Origin of the sequence: Marichromatium gracile (genome assembly GCF_004343155.1) — a bacterium.
Lineage (GTDB): Bacteria > Pseudomonadota > Gammaproteobacteria > Chromatiales > Chromatiaceae > Marichromatium > Marichromatium gracile.
This window is the reverse complement of the sequence record NZ_SMDC01000002.1, coordinates 557,619-578,986: the sequence shown is the minus strand read 5'-3', so window position 1 is coordinate 578,986 and position 21,368 is coordinate 557,619. Positions and strand designations below refer to the sequence as shown.

General features: G+C 68.6%; 17 protein-coding genes and 1 pseudogene. 10 read left to right on the top strand and 8 right to left on the bottom strand.

Annotation, left to right across the window (positions count from 1 at the left end):
- Positions 1–702, top strand: a pseudogene (locus tag EDC29_RS05550) (transposase); the annotation flags it as partial.
- Here the strand turns inward: EDC29_RS05550 and EDC29_RS05545 are convergent.
- Positions 690–1,787 (bottom strand): sulfotransferase family protein, encoded by a 1,098-nt coding sequence (locus EDC29_RS05545; RefSeq protein WP_165913440.1) that lies wholly within the window; start codon positions 1,785–1,787, stop codon positions 690–692. The pseudogene EDC29_RS05550 and the gene EDC29_RS05545 sit on opposite strands and share 13 nt — an antisense overlap.
- Before the next feature lie 423 nt (positions 1,788–2,210).
- The gene (locus tag EDC29_RS05540) at positions 2,211–2,924 is read right to left on the bottom strand and encodes an SDR family oxidoreductase (protein WP_123143449.1); all 714 of its coding nucleotides are present in this window, start codon (positions 2,922–2,924) and stop codon (positions 2,211–2,213) included.
- 523 nt (positions 2,925–3,447) lie between these two features.
- Here EDC29_RS05540 and EDC29_RS05535 point away from each other — a divergent pair.
- The 4 genes from EDC29_RS05535 to EDC29_RS05520 all read left to right on the top strand — a co-directional run bounded on the left by EDC29_RS05535 (position 3,448) and on the right by EDC29_RS05520 (position 9,533).
- Entirely contained in the window at positions 3,448–5,601 is a 2,154-nt protein-coding gene (locus tag EDC29_RS05535) for an HAD-IIB family hydrolase (protein WP_132228921.1), read from the top strand.
- Between the two features lie 96 nt (positions 5,602–5,697).
- Positions 5,698–6,564, top strand: a complete 867-nt coding sequence (locus EDC29_RS05530) for an HAD-IIB family hydrolase (RefSeq protein WP_132228919.1) — start codon at positions 5,698–5,700, stop codon at positions 6,562–6,564.
- 29 nt (positions 6,565–6,593) lie between these two features.
- Positions 6,594–7,490 (top strand): PfkB family carbohydrate kinase, encoded by an 897-nt coding sequence (locus EDC29_RS05525; protein WP_123139675.1) that lies wholly within the window; start codon positions 6,594–6,596, stop codon positions 7,488–7,490.
- A 69-nt stretch (positions 7,491–7,559) separates the two neighbouring features.
- On the top strand, positions 7,560–9,533 hold the full coding sequence (locus tag EDC29_RS05520; protein ID WP_123139674.1) for an amylosucrase: 1,974 nt from the start codon (positions 7,560–7,562) through the stop codon (positions 9,531–9,533).
- Positions 9,534–9,561: 28 nt separating this feature from the next.
- Here the strand turns inward: EDC29_RS05520 and EDC29_RS05515 are convergent, their stop codons facing one another.
- The gene (locus EDC29_RS05515; protein ID WP_132228917.1) at positions 9,562–10,239 is read right to left on the bottom strand and encodes a hypothetical protein; all 678 of its coding nucleotides are present in this window, start codon (positions 10,237–10,239) and stop codon (positions 9,562–9,564) included.
- Positions 10,240–10,762: 523 nt separating this feature from the next.
- Between EDC29_RS05515 and ilvB the strand changes: the two genes are divergently transcribed.
- From ilvB to EDC29_RS05490, 5 genes are all read left to right on the top strand, one after another.
- Positions 10,763–12,499 (top strand): biosynthetic-type acetolactate synthase large subunit, encoded by a 1,737-nt coding sequence (gene ilvB, locus EDC29_RS05510; protein WP_123142621.1) that lies wholly within the window; start codon positions 10,763–10,765, stop codon positions 12,497–12,499.
- Positions 12,500–12,785: 286 nt separating this feature from the next.
- A complete protein-coding gene (locus tag EDC29_RS05505; RefSeq protein WP_132228915.1) occupies positions 12,786–14,969 on the top strand; it encodes a malate synthase G in 2,184 nt (727 codons plus the stop codon).
- Positions 14,970–15,165: 196 nt separating this feature from the next.
- Complete coding sequence (locus tag EDC29_RS05500) at positions 15,166–15,507, top strand: TusE/DsrC/DsvC family sulfur relay protein (protein ID WP_123142619.1); 342 nt, start codon at positions 15,166–15,168, stop codon at positions 15,505–15,507.
- 41 nt (positions 15,508–15,548) lie between these two features.
- Positions 15,549–16,115 carry a protein disulfide oxidoreductase gene (locus EDC29_RS05495; RefSeq protein ID WP_123139669.1) on the top strand — a complete coding sequence of 189 codons (567 nt, stop codon included), beginning with the start codon at positions 15,549–15,551 and terminating at the stop codon, positions 16,113–16,115.
- A 51-nt stretch (positions 16,116–16,166) separates the two neighbouring features.
- Positions 16,167–16,427, top strand: a complete 261-nt coding sequence (locus EDC29_RS05490; protein ID WP_123139668.1) for a zinc ribbon domain-containing protein — start codon at positions 16,167–16,169, stop codon at positions 16,425–16,427.
- 22 nt (positions 16,428–16,449) lie between these two features.
- On the opposite strand, the gene EDC29_RS05485 is transcribed toward EDC29_RS05490, so the two are convergent.
- The 5 genes from EDC29_RS05485 to EDC29_RS05465 form a co-directional block, all read right to left on the bottom strand.
- Complete coding sequence (locus EDC29_RS05485; protein WP_123139667.1) at positions 16,450–17,322, bottom strand: DMT family transporter; 873 nt, start codon at positions 17,320–17,322, stop codon at positions 16,450–16,452.
- Complete coding sequence (locus EDC29_RS05480; RefSeq protein WP_062271861.1) at positions 17,322–18,479, bottom strand: S1C family serine protease; 1,158 nt, start codon at positions 18,477–18,479, stop codon at positions 17,322–17,324. The genes EDC29_RS05485 and EDC29_RS05480 overlap by 1 nt, the downstream gene beginning before the upstream one ends.
- Before the next feature lie 69 nt (positions 18,480–18,548).
- Positions 18,549–19,622 (bottom strand): AI-2E family transporter, encoded by a 1,074-nt coding sequence (locus EDC29_RS05475; RefSeq protein WP_123139666.1) that lies wholly within the window; start codon positions 19,620–19,622, stop codon positions 18,549–18,551.
- An 11-nt stretch (positions 19,623–19,633) separates the two neighbouring features.
- Positions 19,634–20,020, bottom strand: coding sequence for a hypothetical protein (locus EDC29_RS05470; protein WP_123142627.1), 387 nt, complete (start codon positions 20,018–20,020; stop codon positions 19,634–19,636).
- Positions 20,021–20,099: 79 nt separating this feature from the next.
- The gene (locus EDC29_RS05465) at positions 20,100–21,017 is read right to left on the bottom strand and encodes a LysR family transcriptional regulator (protein ID WP_123142615.1); all 918 of its coding nucleotides are present in this window, start codon (positions 21,015–21,017) and stop codon (positions 20,100–20,102) included.
- Positions 21,018–21,368 lie beyond the last annotated feature (351 nt).

The window sequence follows — 21,368 nt, the reverse complement described above, 5'->3', positions numbered from 1 at the left end:
GCCTATGTCGATCTCAACCCGATTCGGGCGGGGATCGCGGAGACGCCGGAGGAGAGCGCACATACCGGGATTGCGGCACGGATTGCGGCCTTGCGGGCGGGCGATGATGGCGCGGCGAACGGGCGGCATCTCGTCGTAGCGCCGTCACCCGATACGGCAAAACGAGCACCGCCAGACGTCCACCCCGGCTCGCAACGCGCGCGTGCTGCGCAGGAGACCGCAACATCCGAGACTGACACCCCGCCAGCCACGCACCCGCCCTCACCTGCCGTGACCGATCACGCCGACAGCTCGCCAGACGCTCGCAGCACCAATCTCTGGGAGACCGTCCTCGATCGCCTGCCCCCTGCCCCACTACTGCCCTTCGGCAACCCCGCCGAGGTCCCCGCGGCGATCCCCTTCACCTTCGACGGCTACCTGACCCTGGTCGACTCGCTCGGTCGCGCCCTGCATCCGCGCAAGCGCGGGGCGATCCCGGCGGAGCTGCCCGACATCCTCACCCGACTCGGTATCGCGCCGGAGCGTTTCGTCGAGCACGCCGGTTTCCTGCTCAAGGGGTTTGGCGCCGCGATCGGCGCGCCGGAGCGGCTGACCGCGCTCGCGGCACGGCAGGAGTGTCGCTATCTGCGCGGAATGACTCGCGCCAGGCTGCTATTCGGCCTGCCCCGGCAATCACGCCCTCATATTGATCAGCCGGCATAGCCATAGCGCTCAGCGGCGGGGCCGGTCAGCTCGGCAATCATCGACAACTCTGAATCGTTGAAGTCGGGACGATAGTAGGTTGGCTCGACCAGGCGTTGCATATAGCGGGCCTTGGTCTTGGCGAAGGGCTCGGGATCCAGCTCGCAGCACTCCAGCAGACGATCGATCTGATTTGCGGAGTCTCGACAGAGATCCTCGTAGCGCAACACCAGCGAGCGCGCAGCGAGGTCCTTGTCGGCCCGGAGTCTTGCATCGATGTCCAGATAGACCGCATTCCAGTAACGGGCACACGCCTGCACGACCTGCCCGGCCCGCCACGCCTCTGAGATCTGTTTGACGAGACCATCATCACCAAGATTGATGATGGACCTTGCCGGGCCGAACTCGCGATGACCAAGACCACAGAGATAATCCTGCCAACGCGGATCCTCGTCATTCAGTTTATTGAACAAAAGGTCCTGCTTCAGGTAGGAAGCAACATGATGGACAGGATCACGGATGACGAAAACAAACCTTGCGTCCGGAAACAACTTCGAGAGATAGCCGGTACGGCTGAAGTTGTAGTTGTTCTTGGCCAGATAACGACAGGCGCCGCGACTCAGCAGCATCTTCTTGATGTGGTTGCGATAGAAGCGTTCGAAGTCCGGATGACGGGTCTTCTCATCGAGCACCGATGAGCCTGACTCATCATGGATGGAGGGAAAGAAGGTCGCCCAGAAGATTTCCTCGACCACATCAGGACTCGTTCGAGTCACGGTCAACTTGTCCTTGTGCACGCGCTCGAAGGGGCGATCCTCACCCAGGGGCACCAGCGGGTAGATCCGATCCAGCCAATAAGGCAGATAGGGCTGTACGTATTGATAGTTGCGATGACTGGCCGCTGCGGGGTGTTGGGCCAGCATCTCCAGGAGGATGGTCGTCCCCGACCGAGGCAGCCCAGTGATATAGATGGGCTTGATGATATCGATCCGCTTCAGCCGCGATCTCAGCAGCCGGCTCTCGATCTTGCTCAACGCGCGATAGAGTGGCGTCATCACCCGCCGGGTACGGGTGAAAAACAAGACCGACTCAGGCAGCTTGTCCATAAGCACCCCCAAACTCATCGATGATCGGCAGCGATTGACGGCGGCCTTGTCGTCACGGATCCGAGACAGCGCGTTCGTGCAGTGGCACTTGAATGATGATGAGCAACGCCCTGGCGTGAGGTCAGGGCACTGAGCACGCTCGGCGCTCATCCGAAAACGACGGATTCATGCGCCGAGGCGTCGAATGATTGTAGTGTATTCGCTCGTTCATGCACCGCCCGACGCGGAGACAGGAATGCACGGATCGGCACGCCCGGGATCGCATCGCAGCGCCGGGCTGGATGGCGACGAGCGTGCACGCCCCCGCTCAGCCTTCTCCCCGGCGACACCGCGGTGCGGCGGCTGCTCTCTCACCCTGCGTCGAGCCGCAGTCGTCCACGGACGCAGCGCCAGCCGCCGGGGCAAAGCCCGGCGGCGATATCCTCACCAGTCGATGGCGTTGCCATCCCTGAAGAACCCGCCACTCGGACCATCATCGGGCAGGGTCGCGGCCCAGACGATGCCGCGGGCGCCCTCCTCGATCGAGCGCTCGGCCTGAGGTCCGCCCATCTCGGTGCGTACCCAACCCGGACAGACCGAGTTGACCTTGACCCCGGTCTCGGCAAGCTCGGCGGCGAAGATGCGGGTGACGGCGTTAAGCGCGGTCTTGGAGATGCGGTAGCCGGGGATGCCGCCGTCCATCTCGGCGAGCTGGCCGAGCCCGGAGGAGACATTGACCACGCGTCCCCGCTCATGCATCAGCGGGATCAATGCCTGACACAGCAGCAGCGGGGCCAGCGTATTGGTCTCGAGACCACGACGCAGGGTGTCGACATCGGTCGAGAAGACGCCCTCGGCGCCCGAGCCGGGCGGCGGGTCGGGGAAGATGCCGGCGTTGTTGACCAGCACATCGAGCTGACCAAAGGTGTCACGGACGTAGTCGGCCAGTGCCTGGACGGAGTCGAGATCGGTGACGTCGAGGACGTGGAAGCGCACGTCGAGCCCCTCGGCGCGCAGCCCCTCGGCGGCGGCCTCGCCGCGATCGGCGCGCCGCGCGGTGAGCACCACACGGTAGCCCTGGCGGGCGAGTTGGCGACAGACCTCGTGACCGAGACCGCGATAGGCGCCGGTGACCACGGCGATGGGTGAATCCGACATCGATCTTGCTCCTTCGGTTGACAGCTAAACGATGGGGCCAGTATTGCGCAGCTCAAGTCGCCTGACGCCTTGCTCCGGCAGGTGCGACATCGTGCGCATCGCGCCCCGATCTGCGGCACCCGAGCGGCCCGACCCCGCCGGGCCTGATTTGGAATCGGCCCTTGAGTCCTTTACCTTAGGGGAAGCGGTCGTCCTCTGCATCCGCCCCACTACGGTCGGAATGATGGACGCCGAGGTCGCCGCGACCCGGGCGTCTGATCTCGCCCGCGCACCCGGAGGGTGCGCAACACGGGAGCCCCTCATGTCATGTCCCCGTCCCGGCGCGCGGACGTGTCATGGGCGATCCGGAAACCGCATTTGCACCGCAAGTGCGCTTTCCCGATCCATCCGTCGTCCATGCATCATCTCAATACGCCGCACCCGGGTGGGGGGACGCCACCTACCGCGACGACCGCGGCCGCCTCGCGGCCCCGCCAGCCACGGCCACGGGTACGGCACCGAACTCGAATGGGCCCGAACGACGATGTATATCCTGCTACTCAGTATCCACGGTCTCATCCGCGGCCATGACCTCGAACTCGGGCGCGACGCCGACACCGGCGGTCAGACCAAGTACGTGGTCGATCTCGCCCGCGCGCTGGGCGAGCGCGACGATGTCTCACAGGTCGACCTGGTGACCCGTCTGGTGCGCGATCCGGCGGTCAGCCCCGATTATGCCGAGCCGATCGAGCAGCTCGACGACAAGGTGCGGATCGTGCGCATCGAGGCCGGCCCCGATGAATACCTCCCCAAGGAACAGCTCTGGGACCATCTCGACAGCTTTGTCGACAACCTCAGCGTCCATCTCCACGAACTCAACCGCTGGCCGGACATCGTCCACAGTCACTATGCCGATGCCGGCTATGTCGGGGTGCGACTGGCCAACCTGACCGGCGCGCCGCTGGTCCACACCGGTCATTCGCTCGGGCGCGACAAGCGCCAGCGGCTGCTCGCCAGCGGTCTCGACGGCGAGCAGATCGATGCCCGTTACAACATGGTGCGCCGCATCGATGCCGAGGAATCGGTGCTCGCCACCGCCGATCTGGTGATCACCAGCACCCATCACGAGATCGAGGAGCAGTACGCGCTCTACGACTACTATCAGCCCGAGCGCATGGAGGTCATCCCGCCCGGCACCAATCTCAAGCAGTTCCATCCGCCCGGCCCGAAAGACCCCAAGCCCGCCTTCGCCGCCGAGATCGAGCGCTTCCTCGACGATCCCGGCAAGCCGCTCATCCTCGCCCTCTCCCGCGCCGATCACCGCAAGAACATCATCGCCCTGGTCGAGGCCTACGGCGAGTCGCCGGCCTTGCAGGCATGCGCCAACCTGCTGGTGGTGGCGGGCAATCGCGATGACATCCGCGAGCTCGACGAGGGCGCGCGCACCGTGCTCACCGACCTGCTGATCACCGTCGATGCCTACGACCTCTTCGGCAAGGTCGCCATCCCCAAGCATCACACCCCGGATCAGGTGCCCGAGATCTACCGCATGGTGGCGCGCTCCGGCGGCGTCTTCATCAACCCGGCGCTCACCGAACCCTTCGGTCTGACGCTGCTCGAGGCCGCCGCCACCGGGCTGCCGCTGGTGGCCACCGAGAACGGCGGACCGGTCGACATCATCGGCAACTGCGACAACGGCATCCTCGTCGATCCGCTCGATCGCGAGGCGATCGCCGACGCCCTGTTGAAGATCCTCGGGGATCGCAAGACCTGGCAGGATTACTCGCGCAAGGGTCTGGCCGGGGTACGCGAACACTATTCCTGGCAGGCCCATGCCGCCGCCTACCGGCAGCGCATCGAGCCGCTCGCCGAACAGCGCGAGCCGCTGCCCGACACCCCGCCGATGCGCCGCAGCATGATCTATCGCGACCGCGCGCTGTTCACCGATCTCGACCAGAGCCTGCTCGGCAACCCCGAGGGGGTGGAGCGCTTCGCCGCGATGATGCGCGCCAACCGTCGCTGCACCAACTTCGGCATCGCCACCGGGCGCCGGCTCGACTCGCTGCTCACCGAGCTCAAGCGCCACGGCCTGCCGATCCCCGACGTGCTCATCACCAGCCTCGGCACCGAGATCCACTACAGCGCCCGACTGGTCCCCGACGCCTACTGGCAGGAGCACGTCGACCACCAGTGGAAGCCCAGGGCGGTGCGCCGCGCGCTTGCCGACATCCCCGGGCTGATCCCGCAGGCGCGCGGCGAGCAGAGCCGGTTCAAGATCTCCTTCCACTACGACCCCACGATCGCGCCCTCGGTCGAGGAGATCGCCACCCTGCTGCGCACCCAGGAGCTGACCGTCAACGTGGTCCACGCCTTCGGCCAGTTCCTCGACATCATCCCGACCCGCGCCAGCAAGGGACAGGCGCTGCGCTATGTCGCCCACCGCTTCGGCATCCCGCTGGAGCACGTACTGGTGGCCGGCGGCTCCGGGGCCGACGAGGACATGATGCGCGGCAACACCCTGGCGGTGGTGGTCGCCAACCGCCATCACGAGGAGCTCTCCCAACTCGAGGAGATGGACAACATCTATTTCGCCGAGCAGGCCCACGCCCTCGGCATCATCGAGGCGGTCGAGCACTACGACTTCTTCGGCGCCTGCGCCATCCCCGAGGAACCGATGGGGACACCCGAGCCGAGCTGACCCCACCGTCCCGGCGTCACCGCACCGAGGCGGTGACGCCCCTCAGCCAATGGCCGCAGACCCACCGGCCACTCGACGTCTCCCATGGAGGACACGATGAGCAGCCCGTTGCTGCTGTGCACCGATCTCGACCGCACCCTGATCCCCAACGGCGCCGAACCCGAGTCGCCCGCCGCCCGCCCCTGGTTCCGCCGGCTGGCGGCGCTGCCCGAGGTCACCCTCGCCTATGTCAGCGGACGCCATCGCGCACTGGTCGAAGCGGCGATCGCCGACTACGATCTGCCGATGCCGGACTATGTGGTCGGTGACGTCGGCACCAGCATCCATGGCCTCGACGGCGGGGACTGGCAACCGATCGTCGAGTGGCAGCGTCTGATCGGCGCCGACTGGGGCGGCGCGCACGCCGCGGCGCTGCGACCGTTGTTCGCCGATATCGCCGAACTCAGCCCGCAACCCGACGACCGCCAAGGCCCGTTCAAGCTGAGCTACTTCACCCCGGCGCGCCTCGATGTCGAGGCGCTGCGCGCACGGATGCGCGAGCGGCTCGAGGCGCGCGACATCCGCGCCAGCCTGGTGTGGAGCGTCGACGAGGCGGCCGGTTGCGGACTGCTCGACCTGTTACCGGCCAACGCGACCAAGTACCATGCCGTCGAGTTCCTGATGCAGCGACTCGGCCGCGACGTCGCGACCACGGTGTTCGCCGGCGACAGCGGCAACGACCTCGAGGTGCTGATCAGCGCGATCCCGGCGGTGCTGGTGGCCAACGCCCACCCCGAGGTGCGCGCCGAGGCGCGGCAGGGCTGCGCCGACCCGACGCGGCTGTATTGCGCACGCGGCGGCTGGCAGGGATTGAACGGCCATTATGCGGCCGGAATCCTCGAGGGGGTGGCGCACTTCCACCCCGAGCTGGCCGAACGACTGCTCGCGGCCCCGGAGACACCCGCCGGACCGCCGGCCCTGTGAACGAACCCTCCAGCGAGGAGCCCGCTATCGTGCACACATCGCCACTCTGTATCTTCGGCGAGGTCCTGTTCGACCACTTCCCAGACGGTCGTCAGGTCCTCGGCGGCGCCCCCTTCAACGTCGCCTGGCACCTCCAGGCCTTCGGCGCCGACCCGCGCTTCGTCAGTGCCGTCGGCGCCGACGCCGAGGGCGCGCGGGTGCGCGCCGCCATGGCCGACTGGGGGATGGACACCGGCGCACTGCAGACCGCCCCCGCACACCCCACCGGGCGGGTCGAGGTCAGCCTCGAGCGCGGCGAGCCGAGCTACGACATCGTCGCCGACTGCGCCTACGACCACGTGCGCGCGGCCTCCGAGCCAGCCCCCTGCGGCCTGCTCTATCACGGCACCCTGGCGCTGCGTCACGCCGACGCCCGCGCGGCGCTGGAGGGGGTCCGCAGCGCCGGGGTCGATCAGGTCTTCGTCGACGTCAATCTGCGCGATCCCTGGTGGTCACGCGAGCAGACCCTGGCGCTGATCGGCGCGGCCGACTGGGCCAAGCTCAACCACGACGAGCTGGTGCTGCTCGACGACGCCGACACCGATGCCGACACCCCGCTGGCCAGCCGCGCCCGCGCCTTTCTCGAGCGTCACCGGCTCAGTGGACTGCTGGTCACACTCGGCGGCGACGGGGCGCTCGGACTCGGGGTCGACACGGCACCGGTCCACGTCGCCCCGCAGCCGGCGCAGGAGGTCATCGACACCGTCGGCGCGGGCGATGCCTTCGCCGCAGTGACCATCCTCGGACTGCTCCAGGACTGGCCGCTGCAGGCCACCCTCGAGCGCGCCCAGGCCTTCGCCTCGCGTATCGTCGCCCAGCGCGGCGCCACCGCCGCCGAGCCGGAGCTCTACCAGCCGTTCATCGAGCGCTGGGGACTAACCACCTAACCCGAGCGCCAGCCGCCCGTCCGGTCGCCGAGACCCGGGCGGACACGCCCCCGTCCATCTGGAGCATGCATGTACGAACAGGTTTCACACGCCCTGCTGAACGACATCCTCGATGCCTTCAGTCATCAGCTCAGACGTGAGGACCTCCGGCACTTTTATACCCGCCTGGGGGCGAACTTCTACGCCATTCACTCGCTGTTCGGGCACCTCTACGGGCACCGTCAGGACTTCAAGGAGCAGACGGTCCGGCTCACCGAGCGACTGGCGCGCGCCTATATCGAGCGCCCGGCGCCGCTCAAGGAACTCGACATGGCGCGCGAGGCCGACCACAACTGGTTTCTCGACCAACAGTGGGTGGGGATGGCGCTCTATGCCGACGGCTTCGCCGGCAACCTGCCGGGACTGATCGAGCGCCTGCCCTATCTGCAGGAACTCGGGGTCAACATGGTGCACGTGATGCCGATCCTGCGCTGTCCGCAGGGGGCGAGCGACGGCGGCTATGCGGTGAGCGACTTCCGCGACATCGACCCGCGCATGGGCACGGTCGAGGACGTGCGCGCGCTCGGCGCGCGGATGCGCGAGCGCGGCATGCTGCTGACCCTCGACGTGGTGGTCAACCACACCTCCGACGAGCACGACTGGGCGCGACGCGCGCGCGCCGGCGAGCGCGCCTTCCAGGACTTCTACTACACCTTCCCCAACCGCGACGTGCCCGACATGTTCGAGGCGACCATGCCGGAGATCTTCCCCGAGACCGCGCCGGGGAACTTCACCTGGGACGCCGAGATGCAGCGCTGGGTGATGACCGTCTTCAACAACTACCAGTGGGATCTGAACTACGCCAACCCGGCGGTGTTCATCGAGATGCTCGACATCATCCTGTTCTGGATCAACCAGGGCGCCGACATCATCCGCCTCGACGCCGTGGCCTTCCTGTGGAAGAAGATCGGCACCACCTCGCAGAACGAGCACGAGGCGCACCTGATCCTGCAACTGATGAAGGACTGCTGTCAGGTGGTCGCGCCGGGGCCGCTGTTCATCGCCGAGGCGATCGTCTCGCCCTCGGAGATCATCAAGTACTTCGGCGAGGACGCGGTGATCGCCAAGGAGTGCGAGATCGCCTACAACGCCACCTTCATGGCACTGCTGTGGGACGCGGTGGCGACCAAGAACGCCAAGCTGCTCAACCAGGGCATCCAGAGCCTGCCGCACAAGCTCGACCGCGCCACCTGGCTGAACTATGTGCGCTGTCACGACGACATCGGGCTCGGCTTCGACGACGCCGACATCCGCGCCAGCGACTACGATCCCTATCACCACCGGCGCTTCCTCATCGACTGGTTCACCGGGGTCTACGCGGGCTCGCCGGGGCGCGGACGCCCCTTCGGCGTCAACCCCAAGACCGGGGATGCGCGCATCTCCGGGGCGCTGGCCTCGCTCGCCGGGCTGGAGGCCGCGCTCGAGAGCGGCGATCAGCAGGCCATCGACCAGGCCGTCGACCTGATCCTCACCCTGCACGCGATGATCCTCTCCTTCGGCGGCATCCCGCTGATCTGGTACGGCGACGAGCTCGGCACCCTCAACGACAACTCCTTCCTCGAGGACGCCACCAAGGCCGGCGACAGCCGCTGGATCCATCGCCCGCGCATCGACTGGGGACGCGCCGAGCGCCGCCATCAGCCGGGGACGGTCGAGCAACGCATCTTCGACGGGCTGAGACAGCTGATCGAGGTACGCAAGCACACCCCGGCGTTCGCCGATTTCAACAACCGCGAGCTGATCGAGGTCGCCAACCCGCACCTGTTCGTCTTCCTGCGCGCCCACCCGACGCTGCAGAGCGGCGCGGTGGTGGTGGCGGCCAACTTCGACGCCAACCCGCAGTTCCTCGACCTCGACGTGCTCAATCAGCGCGGGCTGTTCCGCCAGGGCCAGATCGAGGACCTGATCACCGGCGAGTCACCGGCGCTGTTCAACAACCGCATGGTGATCCCGCCGTTCCACTTCTACTGGCTCACCAACCAGCGCGCACGCGCCCAGCTCTGAGCCGGGCGACACACCGACGCGAATCGGCTCAATACCCCCAGCCCCCCGGGTGGGGGTGCTGGACCGGGTGGTGCGGCGGATAGGGCGCCGGCATCCCGCCATGCGGTGGATAGGGCGCGGCGGGATGACGCGGCGGGTAGTAACCCTGCGGCGGATACCAGGGCGTCTGCGGCGCGACCGGGGGCGCGGCGGGGACGGCGTCCTCGGTCGGCTCGAGGGCAACGGCCCCATCCGCCGCCGCCCCGGAGGTATCGGCCTGATCGGTGCTCGTGTCGACGCTGGTCGCAGGTTCGACGGCCTCCGTCTTCACCGTCAGCGTCTCGAGCGTCTCACCGTCGTCATCGCGCGTCTCGGCGTCGGGGTCGGGCGCGGCGACCTCCACAGCGGCGGCGCGACCCGTCTCCTCGCTCTGCGCCGGCTCGATCTCATCGACCAGCGCCGAGGCTTCCGGCTCGGCATCGACGTCCGGCGTCTCGCTGGCGGACTGCGTCTCTACCGCCGGCACGACCTCCGGGGCATGCACCACACGGCCGATCGGCGCCAGCGACGGTGCCTCACGCTTCGCCTGCGTCCACCACTCGGGATGGAAGTCCACCAGATAGACGTAGACGCCCCCGAGCAGGGTCGCCACCAGCACCGTGCGCACCAGCAACCGCTCCCAGTCGAGCCGGCGCAGACGGTCGAACAGATTCAACAGCTGTTTCATCACTCTCGTCGCGAGAACCCGGTCCGACAGACCAGGGGGATAGCTCCCGCCCGCAGGCGGCCTCTCTCGCTTACCTCCATCGTGATCGGCGCTATCTCTTCGGGTGAATGTGTCCGACGACCAGGCCGCCGGCACCGGGGATTGAACCGCGAAGCCGCCAGCGACACAAAGGGCTCGACGCTCAAAGCCCCGCCAGCGGTCTCTCTCCCGTCGTGGCGGCCCCTGACCGCACCCCCCCTCGGGGGTACGGCGGTCCGGGCCGTACCGGGCGAAGCGAGTGACAGAGCACGACTTGAGGCCGAGCGGGAGTCTGGTCGCGCGGTCACGCATCCCAGTCTACGACGCTGGAGCAACAGCCAGCGACCAGCGGGGAGCTGGCGCCAGGATATCGAAAAAAGCCCTCCGCGCGTTCCGCGACCTCGCGGATCAATCCCGCGGGTCGCCGGCCGCCCTCTACCCTTCGTGGACGGAAGCGTTATTATGTAAGGTTTCCCACGATCAAGACCTTCGAGCAGACGCCGCCATGACGAACCCATCCCAGACAGGTGCCTCCATCTTCTTCGACGTGCTCGCCGATCTCGGGGTCGAGCACCTGTTCGGGCACACCGGCGGTGCCATCATCCCGCTGCACGTCGAACTCAACCGACGCATGCGCGCCGGCCAGGCGACGCCGCAGTTCGTCCTCTGTCGCCAGGAGGGCGGCGCCGGGCATGCCGCCGAGGGCTATGCCCGCGCCAGCGGTCGGGTGGGTGTCTGCATCGTCACCTCCGGCCCGGGCGCGACCAATCTCGCCACGCCGATCGCCGACGCCTACAAGGACTCGCTGCCGACCCTGTTCATCACCGGTCAGGTGCCGAGCGCGGCGATCGGCTCCGACGCCTTCCAGGAGGTCGACACCGTCGGCATGACCCGACCGATCTCCAAGCACAACTATCTGATCAAGGATGTCGGGGATCTCGAATGGGTGTTGCGCGAGGCCTATGAACTGGCCACCCATGGCCGCCCCGGCCCGGTGGTGATCGATCTGTGCAAGGACGTCCAGCTCACCGAGCGCACCAGCATCAACCCGCCGCGGATCCGTCACCGCGAGCAGCCGGCCTTCGACACCGCGCGGGCCGATGCCATCCTCGAGGCGCTGGCCAGCGCCGAGCGCCCGGTGATCAAGGCCGGCGGCGGGGTGATCCACGCCGATGCCGCCGCCCGGCTGGCGCAGCTGGCCGAGCGCTTCGAGGTGCCGGTGACCACCACCTTCAACGCCCTCGGCGCCCTGCCCTTCGAGATGCCGCACAACCTCGGCATGCCGGGGATGCACGGTACCATCCCGGCCAATTATGCACTGCGCGAGGCCGACTTCATCCTCAGTCTCGGCGGTCGCTTCGATGACCGTGTCGCGGTCAAGGGCTTCGCCGCCGGCAAGCGCATCGCCCATATCGACATCGACCCCTCGGAGATCGACAAGACCATCTCCAGTCATCTCAACCTGGTCGCGCCGCTCGACGTTTTCCTCGACCACGCGCTCGCCACCAACCGCTCGGCCCGCCACGCCGAGTGGCTCGCGCAGGTCAGCGCATGGCGCGAGCAGATGCCCAAGTCCTACGGCGAGGGCGACTACATCAAGCCGCAGGCGGCCATCGAGGTGATCTCCGAGCTCACCGAGGGCCTGGCCACCGTCTCCACCGGCGTCGGTCAGCACCAGATGTGGGCGGCGCAGTACTACCGCTTCCGCCGTCCGCGTCAGTGGATCAGCTCCGGCGGTCTCGGCACCATGGGCTTCGGCCTGCCGGCGGCGATCGGCGCCTGGTACGCCGACCCCGAGCACCCGGCGGTGCTGATCGACGGCGACGGCAGTTTCCAGATGAACATCCAGGAGCTCGGCACCGTGGTCGCCAACCGCATCCCGCTGAAGATGTTCGTGCTCAACAACAGCTTCCTCGGCATGGTGCGTCAGTGGGAGGACATGATGGACGGCGGTCTGCACTACGAGACCTGTCTGGCGCGCAACATCGACTGTCCGCCCGACTGCACCGAGCTCGACCAGACCTGCCGCCGCCAGATCCCCGATCTCAGCGGGCTCAAGCACGTCTACCCGGGGTTGAAGACGATCCGCATCCAGCATGTCGACGAGCTGCTCCCGGGCATCGCCGAGGCCCTCGCCGAGCCCGGCCCAGTGGTGGTCGACGTGTGGATCGACAAGGCCGAGAACGTGGTGCCGATGGTGCCGCCGGGCCAGGGTCTCAACGAGATGATCATCGACTGCTGAGTCCGCCCCCGTCCCCGGGCCGCGCGCCCGGGGCGACTTGCCCCGCCCCGCCCGTCCGACACCATTGCATTGTCATTGCGAATCCTCAAGCTTGAAAGAATCAATCACTGGATTGTTGCACCTGCGAAAAGCGACCTGATCTACTGCTGACCCTGGGTCGGACAGGCCATGCGTGCCCGTCCCGGGCGTGCGGCGTGCCGCGAGCGTGCGCCCCGGTCGGCCCGACGGCGACACCGAGGATCATCGAATCGCCCCTCGTCGCACGAGGGAGGGAGAGGTAGCTAGGATGAACGAACGCATCGAGATCGGCGGTCTGCGCATCGCCACGCCCCTGTACGCGCTGGTCCGCGACGAGATCGCGCCCGGCACCGGGATCGACCCCGAGGCCTTCTGGCACGCCTTCGCCGAGCTGGTCGGCGACCTGACGCCGCGCAACCGCGCGCTGCTCGCCACCCGCGACCGGCTGCAACGCCAGATCGACGACTGGCATCGCGCCCGTCGCGGCCAGCCGCACGACGCCGCGGCCTACCAGGCATTTCTCACCGAGATCGGCTATCTCCAGCCCGAGGGGCCGGACGTCCAGGTCGAGACCCGCGACGTCGACCCCGAGATCGCCGCGCTCGCCGGCCCCCAGCTGGTCGTCCCGGTGAGCAACGCCCGCTATGCGCTCAACGCCGCCAACGCCCGCTGGGGCAGCCTCTACGATGCGCTCTACGGCACCGACGCCATCGCCGAGGACGACGGCTGCGCGCGCGGCGCCGAGTACAACCCCAAGCGCGGCGCGGCGGTGGTGGCGCGCGCCGCCGAGCTGCTCGATCAGGCCGTGCCGCTCAACCGCGGCTCGCACCGGGACGCCTGCGGCTATCGGGTGCTCGACGGCACGCTGCTCGTCGACCTCCCCGACAACAGCCAGACGATGCCGCGCGACCCCGCCCAGTTCGCCGGCTATCGCGGCGACCCCGATCAGCCCGAGGCGATCCTGCTGGTCAACCACGGGCTCCACATCGAGCTGGTGATCGACCCCGAGCGCGGGGTCGGGCGCGAGAGCAAGTCGGGGCTCGCCGACGTCCTGCTGGAGTCGGCGCTGACCACCATCCAGGACTGCGAGGACTCGGTCGCCGCGGTCGACACCGAGGACAAGGTCGGGGTCTATCGCAACTGGCTGGGGCTGATGAAGGGAACGCTCACGGCACGCTTCGACAAGGGCGGACGCAGCCTCGAGCGCAGTCTCGCCGAGGACCGTCACTACACCCGCCCCGACGGCGCCGCGCTGACCCTGCCCGGGCGTGCGCTGATGCTGGTGCGCAACGTCGGCCACCTGATGACCACCGACGCGGTGCTCGACGCCGCCGGCGAGCCGGTGCCCGAGGGCATGCTCGACGGCATGGTGACCGCACTGTGCGCGCTCCACGACATCCACCCCGAGCACGGCCGCCACCGCAACTCGCGCGCCGGCAGCCTCTATATCGTCAAGCCGAAGATGCACGGCCCCGAGGAGGTCGCCTTCGCCGTCGAGCTGTTCGCCCGCATCGAGGACGCCCTGGGGCTGGCGCGCAACACCCTCAAGATCGGCATCATGGACGAGGAGCGGCGCACCACGCTCAACCTCAAGGCATGCATCGGCGCCGCGCGCGAGCGGGTGATCTTCATCAACACCGGCTTCCTCGACCGCACCGGCGACGAGATCCACACCGACATGGAGGCCGGGCCGGTGCTGCGCAAGGCGGAGATGAAGCAGGCCGAGTGGCTGCGCGCCTACGAGGACTGGAACGTCGACGTCGGGCTGGCCTGCGGGCTGCGCGGACGCGCCCAGATCGGCAAGGGCATGTGGACCATGCCCGACGAGATGCGCGCCATGCTCGAGACCAAGCAGGCCCACCCCGCCGCCGGCGCCAACTGCGCCTGGGTGCCCTCGCCCACCGCCGCCACCCTGCACGCGCTGCACTATCACCAGATCGACGTCGCCGCGGTGCAGGCCGAGCTTGCCGCCAACGGCCCGCGCGCCCGGCTCGAACAGCTCCTCGAGATCCCGCTCGGCGACCCCGCCGGCTGGACCCCGGAGCAGATCCAGCAGGAGCTCGACAACAACTGCCAGGGCATCCTCGGCTATGTGGTGCGCTGGATCGACCAGGGCGTCGGCTGCTCCAAGGTGCCGGACATCACCGACGTCGGACTGATGGAGGACCGCGCCACCCTGCGCATCTCCAGTCAGCACCTGGCCAACTGGCTGCATCACGGGGTGGTCGATCGGGCCCAGGTGCGCGCCGCGCTCGAACGCATGGCCGCGGTGGTCGACGCCCAGAACGCCGCCGATCCCGACTACCGGCCGATGGCGCCCGATTTCGACGGCGTCGCCTTCACCGCCGCCTGCGAGCTGATCTTCGCCGGACGCGAGGCGCCCAGCGGCTACACCGAACCCACCCTCCATGCCATGCGCCGGCGCTTCAAGACGCAGCAGACCGCCGCCTGAACCCGCCCACCGCCCCGACCGCGCGTCGGGGCGGAACATCTCCAGCCCGCGCCTACACTAAGTCGGTACCGGTCCCGGTCCGCCACCCGCCGCGCGACCGGCGCGGGTCGCCCCAGCCTGGCCCGCGGGGAGGCGTCCATCAGGGAAGAGCCATCAGCGACAACGGGCGGCAGCCAACCACCACAGGAGCCAAGCCATGACCGCTACCCAGATCGCCGGTCGCGCGCTGGAGTTCGACAACAAGGGACACCTGGTGCACTTCGAGGACTGGGACCGCGAACTCGCCGAGGCCCTGGCCGAGGAGGAAGGACTGACCCTCGGCGAGTGCCACTGGAAGGTGATCGAATTTCTCCGCGCCTACTACGCGATGCACGAGATCCCGCCCTCGCCCAAGGTCGTGATCCGCAGCATCGGCAGCGAGGTCTCGGCCCACGTCCCCTGCACCCGCAAGCACCTCGAGGGGCTGTTCCCCGGCGGCGGCTGCAAGCAGGCCTGCCGGATCGCCGGACTGCCGCGCTACTATTGTCACTCCTGCTGACCCGATGAGCCGGGGCGCGCGACGCGCCCCGCCCCGAGCCGATGACCACACCCACCGACGCGAAGAAACCACGCCGCCGCCAGCTGTGGCGCTGGGGCCTCAACCTGCTGCTGTTCGTCGCCGCGCTCCAGGCGATCGACTGGTGGAAGACCCGGCCGCTGCCGAGCGGCGAGGCGCCACCGCTGCAGGGCATCGCCCTCGACGGCGAGAGACGCACGCTCGCCGACTATCGCGGCGCGCCGCTGCTGGTGCACTTCTGGGCGAGCTGGTGCCCGATCTGCCGGGTCAGCGAGGGCGCGATCGCCGCCGTCGCCGAGGACCACCAGGTACTGACGGTGGCGATGCAATCCGGCAGCGACGCCGACATCGCCGCCTATCTCGACGCCCAGGGGCTCGATCTGGTGGTCATCCCCGACCCCGACGGGGCGATCGCCGCGCGCTGGGGCGTCGGCGCGGTGCCGACCAGCTTCGTGCTCGACGCCACGGGCGCCATCCACAGCTCGACCATGGGGCTGAGCACCGCCCCGGGGCTGCGCGCCCGACTGTGGGCGGCGGCGCAGGGCGCACCCGCGGCGGAGACTTTGCCGCCCCCCGCGGCTCGCCTATAATCGCCCGCATTAGCATTCATCGATATACCAGACCAGACACGGAGTGCAGCGATGCCGACCTACGACTACCGTTGTGACGCCAACGACCGGGTGATCGAAGTCAGCCACCGCATGAGCGAAACCCTCTCGACCTGGGGCGAGCTGTGCGCGCGCGCCGGCATCGAGCCCGGCGACACCGCGCCCGAGGCGCCGGTACACCGTCTCGCCACCGGCGGCAACCTGGTGACCAGCACCAGCCTCGGCAGCGGCACCGCCCCGAGCTGCTGCCCCAGCGCCGGCGGCTGCTGCAGCAACGGCATGTGCGGGCTCTGAGCCGCGCCACGGCGCCGGGCGCTCAGCGCCCGCGCGCCACCAGCCACCCGGCGAGCAGGATCGCCCCGCCCCCCAGCAGTTCACGCCAGCCCAGCGCCTCGCCGGCCAGCCAGGCCGCGGACGCCACCCCCACCACCAGCTCGAGCAGCAGCACCAGCGCCGACAGCGCCAACGGCAGGCGCGCCATGCCGTACTGCAGCGCGGCCATCATCAGCCCCACCCATAGCGCGCCAATCAACAGCGCGACCAACACCGGCACGAGCGCCGAGGGCGGCGGGGTCCCCAGCACCAGCGCCAACCCCACCGCCAGCGGCGGCGCCAGCGCCCAGGCGGCGAGGTTGCGCACCGCCGCCGGCAGCGCGCGCGCGGCGCGCACCTGCACCGTGGTCAGCGCGAAACCGACCCCGGCGACCAGGCCGAGGGCGGCGCCCCGCCCGGCATCGTCCCCGGCGAGCGCGGCACCGCCGAGCAGCGTCCACACCCCGAGCAGCGCCACCACCAGCGCCGCCAGGGTGCGGCGCCTCGGGCGCTCGCCGAGCAGCGCCCAGCCGAGCAGCAGGGTCCACAGCGGGGCGAGATAGAAGAGGATCAGCACCGGCGCCACCGCGCCCTCGAGCACCCCGAGGCTGACGGCGAGCACCGAGCCCGCGGCGCTCGCGCCGATGCCGAGCAGCCGCCAGGGCGCGCGCCGCGCCACCGCCAGCTGATCGCGGGCGAACCACAGCCCGACCAGCGCCGCGCCGCCGTAGAACAGTGCCACCGCCCAGGGCCCGTCGACCCCGGCGCCGGCCACCAGCCGCAGCGGCAGCCAGTAGAGCCCGCACAGGGTGGCGCCGAGGATCAGCGCGAGCAGCGCCCGGCGCCGTTCAGCGATGACGGGGGCGGCGGCCGGCATCAGGCGTGCGGCAGGTCTCGCGGCAACCCGACCCCGGTCTGGGGCAGACCCTCGCCGAGGGTCACCGGCAACGAGAAGCGCTCGCCACCGCGCACCACCTCGAGTTCGATGCGATTGCCCGGGGCATAGTTGTCGAGCACGTCGAGCAGGTCATCGAGCGAGCGCACCCGCCGCCCGGCGGCGGCGACGATGAGATCGGCGGCGACCAGCTCGCCCTCGCGCGAGATCAGCGCCGAGCGCAGCCCGGCGGTGGCCGCCGGCGAGCCGGGGTCGACCTTGAGCACCACCACGCCGGCGGTGCCGAGCAGCGCGCCGACGCGCTCGCTGAGGGCGCGGTTGGTGACCACACCCAGGGTCGGGCGCAGATAGCGCCCCTGGGCGATGAGCCGCGGCACCACCCGGTTGATGGTGTCGACCGGGACGGCGAAGCCGATCCCGGCGAAGCTGCCCGAGGGGCTGAAGATCGCGGTGTTCATGCCGATCAGACGCCCGGCGCTGTCGATCAGCGGGCCGCCGGAGTTGCCCGGGTTGATCGCCGCGTCGGTCTGGATGAGGTGATCGATGGTGCGCCCGTCATCGCCCGGGATGCTGCGATCGAGCGCCGAGATCACCCCGGCGGTGAGGGTGTAGTCGAGCCCGAAGGGGTTGCCGATGGCGAACACCTTCTGCCCCACCCGCAGGTCGTGACTGCTGCCGAGCGAGAGCGGCGGCGGACCGGCGATCGAGGTGGCGATGCGCAGCACGGCGATGTCGTGCTCGGGGCTGACCCCCACCAGCCGCGCGGCATAGGTGCGCTGATTGGAGAGACGGACATAGGCCGCCTCGATGTCGGCGACCACGTGATAGTTGGTCACCACATGCCCGGCGCGGTCCCAGACGAAGCCCGAGCCGGTACCGCGCGGCACCTCGAGCACGTTGCGGGTGAGCAGGTCGAGCACCCGCGCCGAGGTGGTGATATAGACCACCGAGGGGTTGGCGCGCTCGAAGATCGCGATGGTGGTGCGCTCGTCGGCGGCGAGTTCGCCGCGCGCCTCGATCTCGCGCGGCTCGGCGTAGTGGGCGAAGATCAGGTCCTCGACCCAGGGGCGCAGAAACAGCGCCACCAGGAAGAAGACCACGAACCAGAAGAGAAAGCGGGAGAGCGCGAAGGCGTGCATGGCGATGGCCGGCCGGTTGCTTCGGTCAGCAATTGTATACCGCAGCCGCTCGCCGGTGACCTCTCGGCCTCAGGCCGGGCTCGGCGGACCATCCTCGACGCCGCGCCGCGGCCAGGAGGAGAGGATCGCCTTGACCAGGGTCGCCAGCGGGATGGCGAAGAACACCCCCCAGAAGCCCCACAGCCCGCCGAACACCAGGATGGCGACGATGATCGCCACCGGGTGCAGGTTGACCACCTCGGAGAACAGCAGCGGCACCAGCACGTTGCCGTCGAGCGCCTGGATGATGAAATAGGCCACCGTCAGCCAGGCGAAGGACGGTCCCCAGCCCCACTGGAACCAGGCCACCAGCAGTACCGGCACGGTGACCACCGAGGCGCCGATGTAGGGGATGATCACCGACAGCCCCACCAGCAGCGAGAGCAGCATCGCGTAGTTCAGGCCGAAGGCGTAGAAGGTGGCATAGCTCACCCCCCAGACCACCAGGATCTCCCACACCTTGCCGCGCACATAGTTGGAGATCTCGCGATCGACGTCCTTCCACACGTGCCCGGCGATGCCGCGATGACGCGGCAGCAGACGACGGAACCAGTCGAGGATCAGGTCCTTGTCCTTGAGGAAGAAGAACACCAGCAGCGGCATCAGGATCAGATAGACCATCACCGTGATCACCCCGACCACGCTCGCCAGCGACCACGACAGCACCTGCTGGCCGAAGGAGATGACCTCGGAGCGGATCGCCGCGATCAGCTCCTCGACCTGCTCGACGGTGACCAGCTCGGGGTACTGCTGCGGCAGCGCCAGCAGCGCGTCGGTGCCCTCGGCGATCATCGAGGGCAGCTGCTGGACCAGCTCGGTGATCTGGCGCGAGACCAGCGGCATCACCCCGAACAGCACCAGGGCGACGAAGGCGATGAACAGCAGGTAGACCACCAGCACGGCGGGCAGGCGCGGCATGCCGCGGCGCTCGAAATAGCCGGCGAGCCCCTCGAGCAGATAGGCGATGACGATGCTCGCGAGCACCGGCGCGAGCGCGTCGCCGAGGAAGAAGACCACGGCGAAGACCACCAGCAGCAGCAGCGCGAGAAACACCACCTGAGGGTCGGAGAAATGACGACGGAACCAGTCGGTGATGATGTTCATGGGTCGGGGGCTCAATCCTGCACGGGCTCACTGGCCCGCAGTTGCTGATAGTAACGCTCGAACAGGGCCTCCAGGTCGTCGATCACCGCCGGCGCCGGGCGCCCCTGCAGCACGTGCTCGGACATCAGCGCCGAGGTCTCCTCGAGCATGGCCGCGCGATCGAGCATGGGATAGCCGCGCGACAGCCGCTTGATCGCCGCCACCACGCTCTCGCCCTCGGGGCGCGGCTCGGGGGCGGGTTCGGGCTCGAGGACGGCCGTCTCGTCGAGGCGAGCGGCGCGATCGGCCAGGAACTCGGCGAAGGCGAGCAGGGTCTCGCGCTCGGCGGCGGGCAGCGCACGGAACAGTCGCAGCAGCCGGGTGGCGGGTGCGGAGCGCGGGGTGATCGGCGTCAGCATACACGCGCGCCCCGCCCGGAGCACCGTCGCGCGCACCGCGCCGGCTCGCTCGACGCGGCACGGCGGACGTGGAGCAGAGTCATGATTCGTCCTGGGACTGATAGTGGACCTGGAAGTAGGTGCGCGCGAAGTCGAACAGCTCATCCACCACGCGCAGCCGGAACTTCTGTTTCTGGTGCACGAATGAGAACGGACGATAGAGCGGGGGGTCAAGCGGAACGGCCGCCAGGGTGCCGAGCTTGAGCTCCTTGGCGATGGTGGCGCTGGAGAGCACCGAGACCCCCATCCCGACCTCGACCGCACCCTTCACCGCCTCCGGGCTGCCCAGCTCCAGCACCACCTTGAGCGCCTCGAGACAGAAGCCCTGTTCGCGCAGGTACTCGCGGATCACGTTGCGCGTCCCCGAACCCTCCTCGCGACAGATAAACGGATGTTCGAGCAGGCGCTCGAAGGGGACCGCCTCGAGCGCGGCGAGCGGGTGTCCCGGGGGCATGATCGCCACCAGGCGATCGCGCTGACAGGACTCGACGACCAGATTCTTGTTGCCCACCGGGGCCTCGACGATACCGAGATCGATGGCGTTGGTCTCGACCAGCGAGACCACGGTGTCGGTGTTGGCGACCTTGAGCTGGATGGAGACGTCGGGATAGCGCGCCTTGAACTCGCCGAGCAAGGGGGGCAGCAGATACTCGGCGATGGTGGTGCTGGCGCCGATGGTGAGGGTGCCGCTGACCTCGCCGGTGATCTCGCGCACCGCATTCTCCATCTCGGCATAGAGCTCGAAGATGCGGTCGGCGGCCTCGAAGACCACCCGCCCGGCGTCGGTCAGGCTGATGCGGTTGTGGGTACGATCGAACAACCGGGTGTCGAACTGCTCCTCGAGCTGACGCACCTGAAAGGTGACCGCCGGCTGGGTCATGTGCAAGGCCTCGGCTGCCTTGGTGAAACTCAACAAGCGTGCAACCGTATGGAACACCTGGAGTCTGCGATCCGCCATCTCGATCCGGGCCTGATCCGATTTGCCTGAATAAAAAATGCTTATATCACAATGAGCTGATATCCACACCCCCGAGATCAGCCATTCCGCCCGAACGGCGCCACCGTACACCCTTGGTATTCGGGCAGCGCACGCACCGCTGATTCCCTCAATCCATGGGTGGATTAGCGTCAGCGCTTCGCATACAGTTGTGCGCCGCCGCCCGGGAGTAACAGAACGGCAACATGGCGCAACCCGTATCCCGTCCGTGCGCCCGCTGCATGTCGGCGGTTCTCGCGAACCCGCTGCTGTTTCGCCCGACCGGCTCCGCGGTCGAGAAGACCGTCCCGAGACGGCACCGACACGGTCACC

Coding starts and splice junctions, on each gene's coding strand:
- EDC29_RS05545 (WP_165913440.1), bottom strand. CDS start 1,787: ATGGACAAGCTGCCTGAGTCGGTCTTGTTTTTCACCCGTACCCGGCGG.
- EDC29_RS05540 (WP_123143449.1), bottom strand. CDS start 2,924: ATGTCGGATTCACCCATCGCCGTGGTCACCGGCGCCTATCGCGGTCTC.
- EDC29_RS05535 (WP_132228921.1), top strand. CDS start 3,448: ATGTATATCCTGCTACTCAGTATCCACGGTCTCATCCGCGGCCATGAC.
- EDC29_RS05530 (WP_132228919.1), top strand. CDS start 5,698: ATGAGCAGCCCGTTGCTGCTGTGCACCGATCTCGACCGCACCCTGATC.
- EDC29_RS05520 (WP_123139674.1), top strand. CDS start 7,560: ATGTACGAACAGGTTTCACACGCCCTGCTGAACGACATCCTCGATGCC.
- EDC29_RS05515 (WP_132228917.1), bottom strand. CDS start 10,239: ATGAAACAGCTGTTGAATCTGTTCGACCGTCTGCGCCGGCTCGACTGG.
- ilvB (WP_123142621.1), top strand. CDS start 10,763: ATGACGAACCCATCCCAGACAGGTGCCTCCATCTTCTTCGACGTGCTC.
- EDC29_RS05505 (WP_132228915.1), top strand. CDS start 12,786: ATGAACGAACGCATCGAGATCGGCGGTCTGCGCATCGCCACGCCCCTG.
- EDC29_RS05500 (WP_123142619.1), top strand. CDS start 15,166: ATGACCGCTACCCAGATCGCCGGTCGCGCGCTGGAGTTCGACAACAAG.
- EDC29_RS05495 (WP_123139669.1), top strand. CDS start 15,549: ATGACCACACCCACCGACGCGAAGAAACCACGCCGCCGCCAGCTGTGG.
- EDC29_RS05490 (WP_123139668.1), top strand. CDS start 16,167: ATGCCGACCTACGACTACCGTTGTGACGCCAACGACCGGGTGATCGAA.
- EDC29_RS05485 (WP_123139667.1), bottom strand. CDS start 17,322: ATGCCGGCCGCCGCCCCCGTCATCGCTGAACGGCGCCGGGCGCTGCTC.
- EDC29_RS05480 (WP_062271861.1), bottom strand. CDS start 18,479: ATGCACGCCTTCGCGCTCTCCCGCTTTCTCTTCTGGTTCGTGGTCTTC.
- EDC29_RS05475 (WP_123139666.1), bottom strand. CDS start 19,622: ATGAACATCATCACCGACTGGTTCCGTCGTCATTTCTCCGACCCTCAG.
- EDC29_RS05470 (WP_123142627.1), bottom strand. CDS start 20,020: ATGCTGACGCCGATCACCCCGCGCTCCGCACCCGCCACCCGGCTGCTG.
- EDC29_RS05465 (WP_123142615.1), bottom strand. CDS start 21,017: ATGGCGGATCGCAGACTCCAGGTGTTCCATACGGTTGCACGCTTGTTG.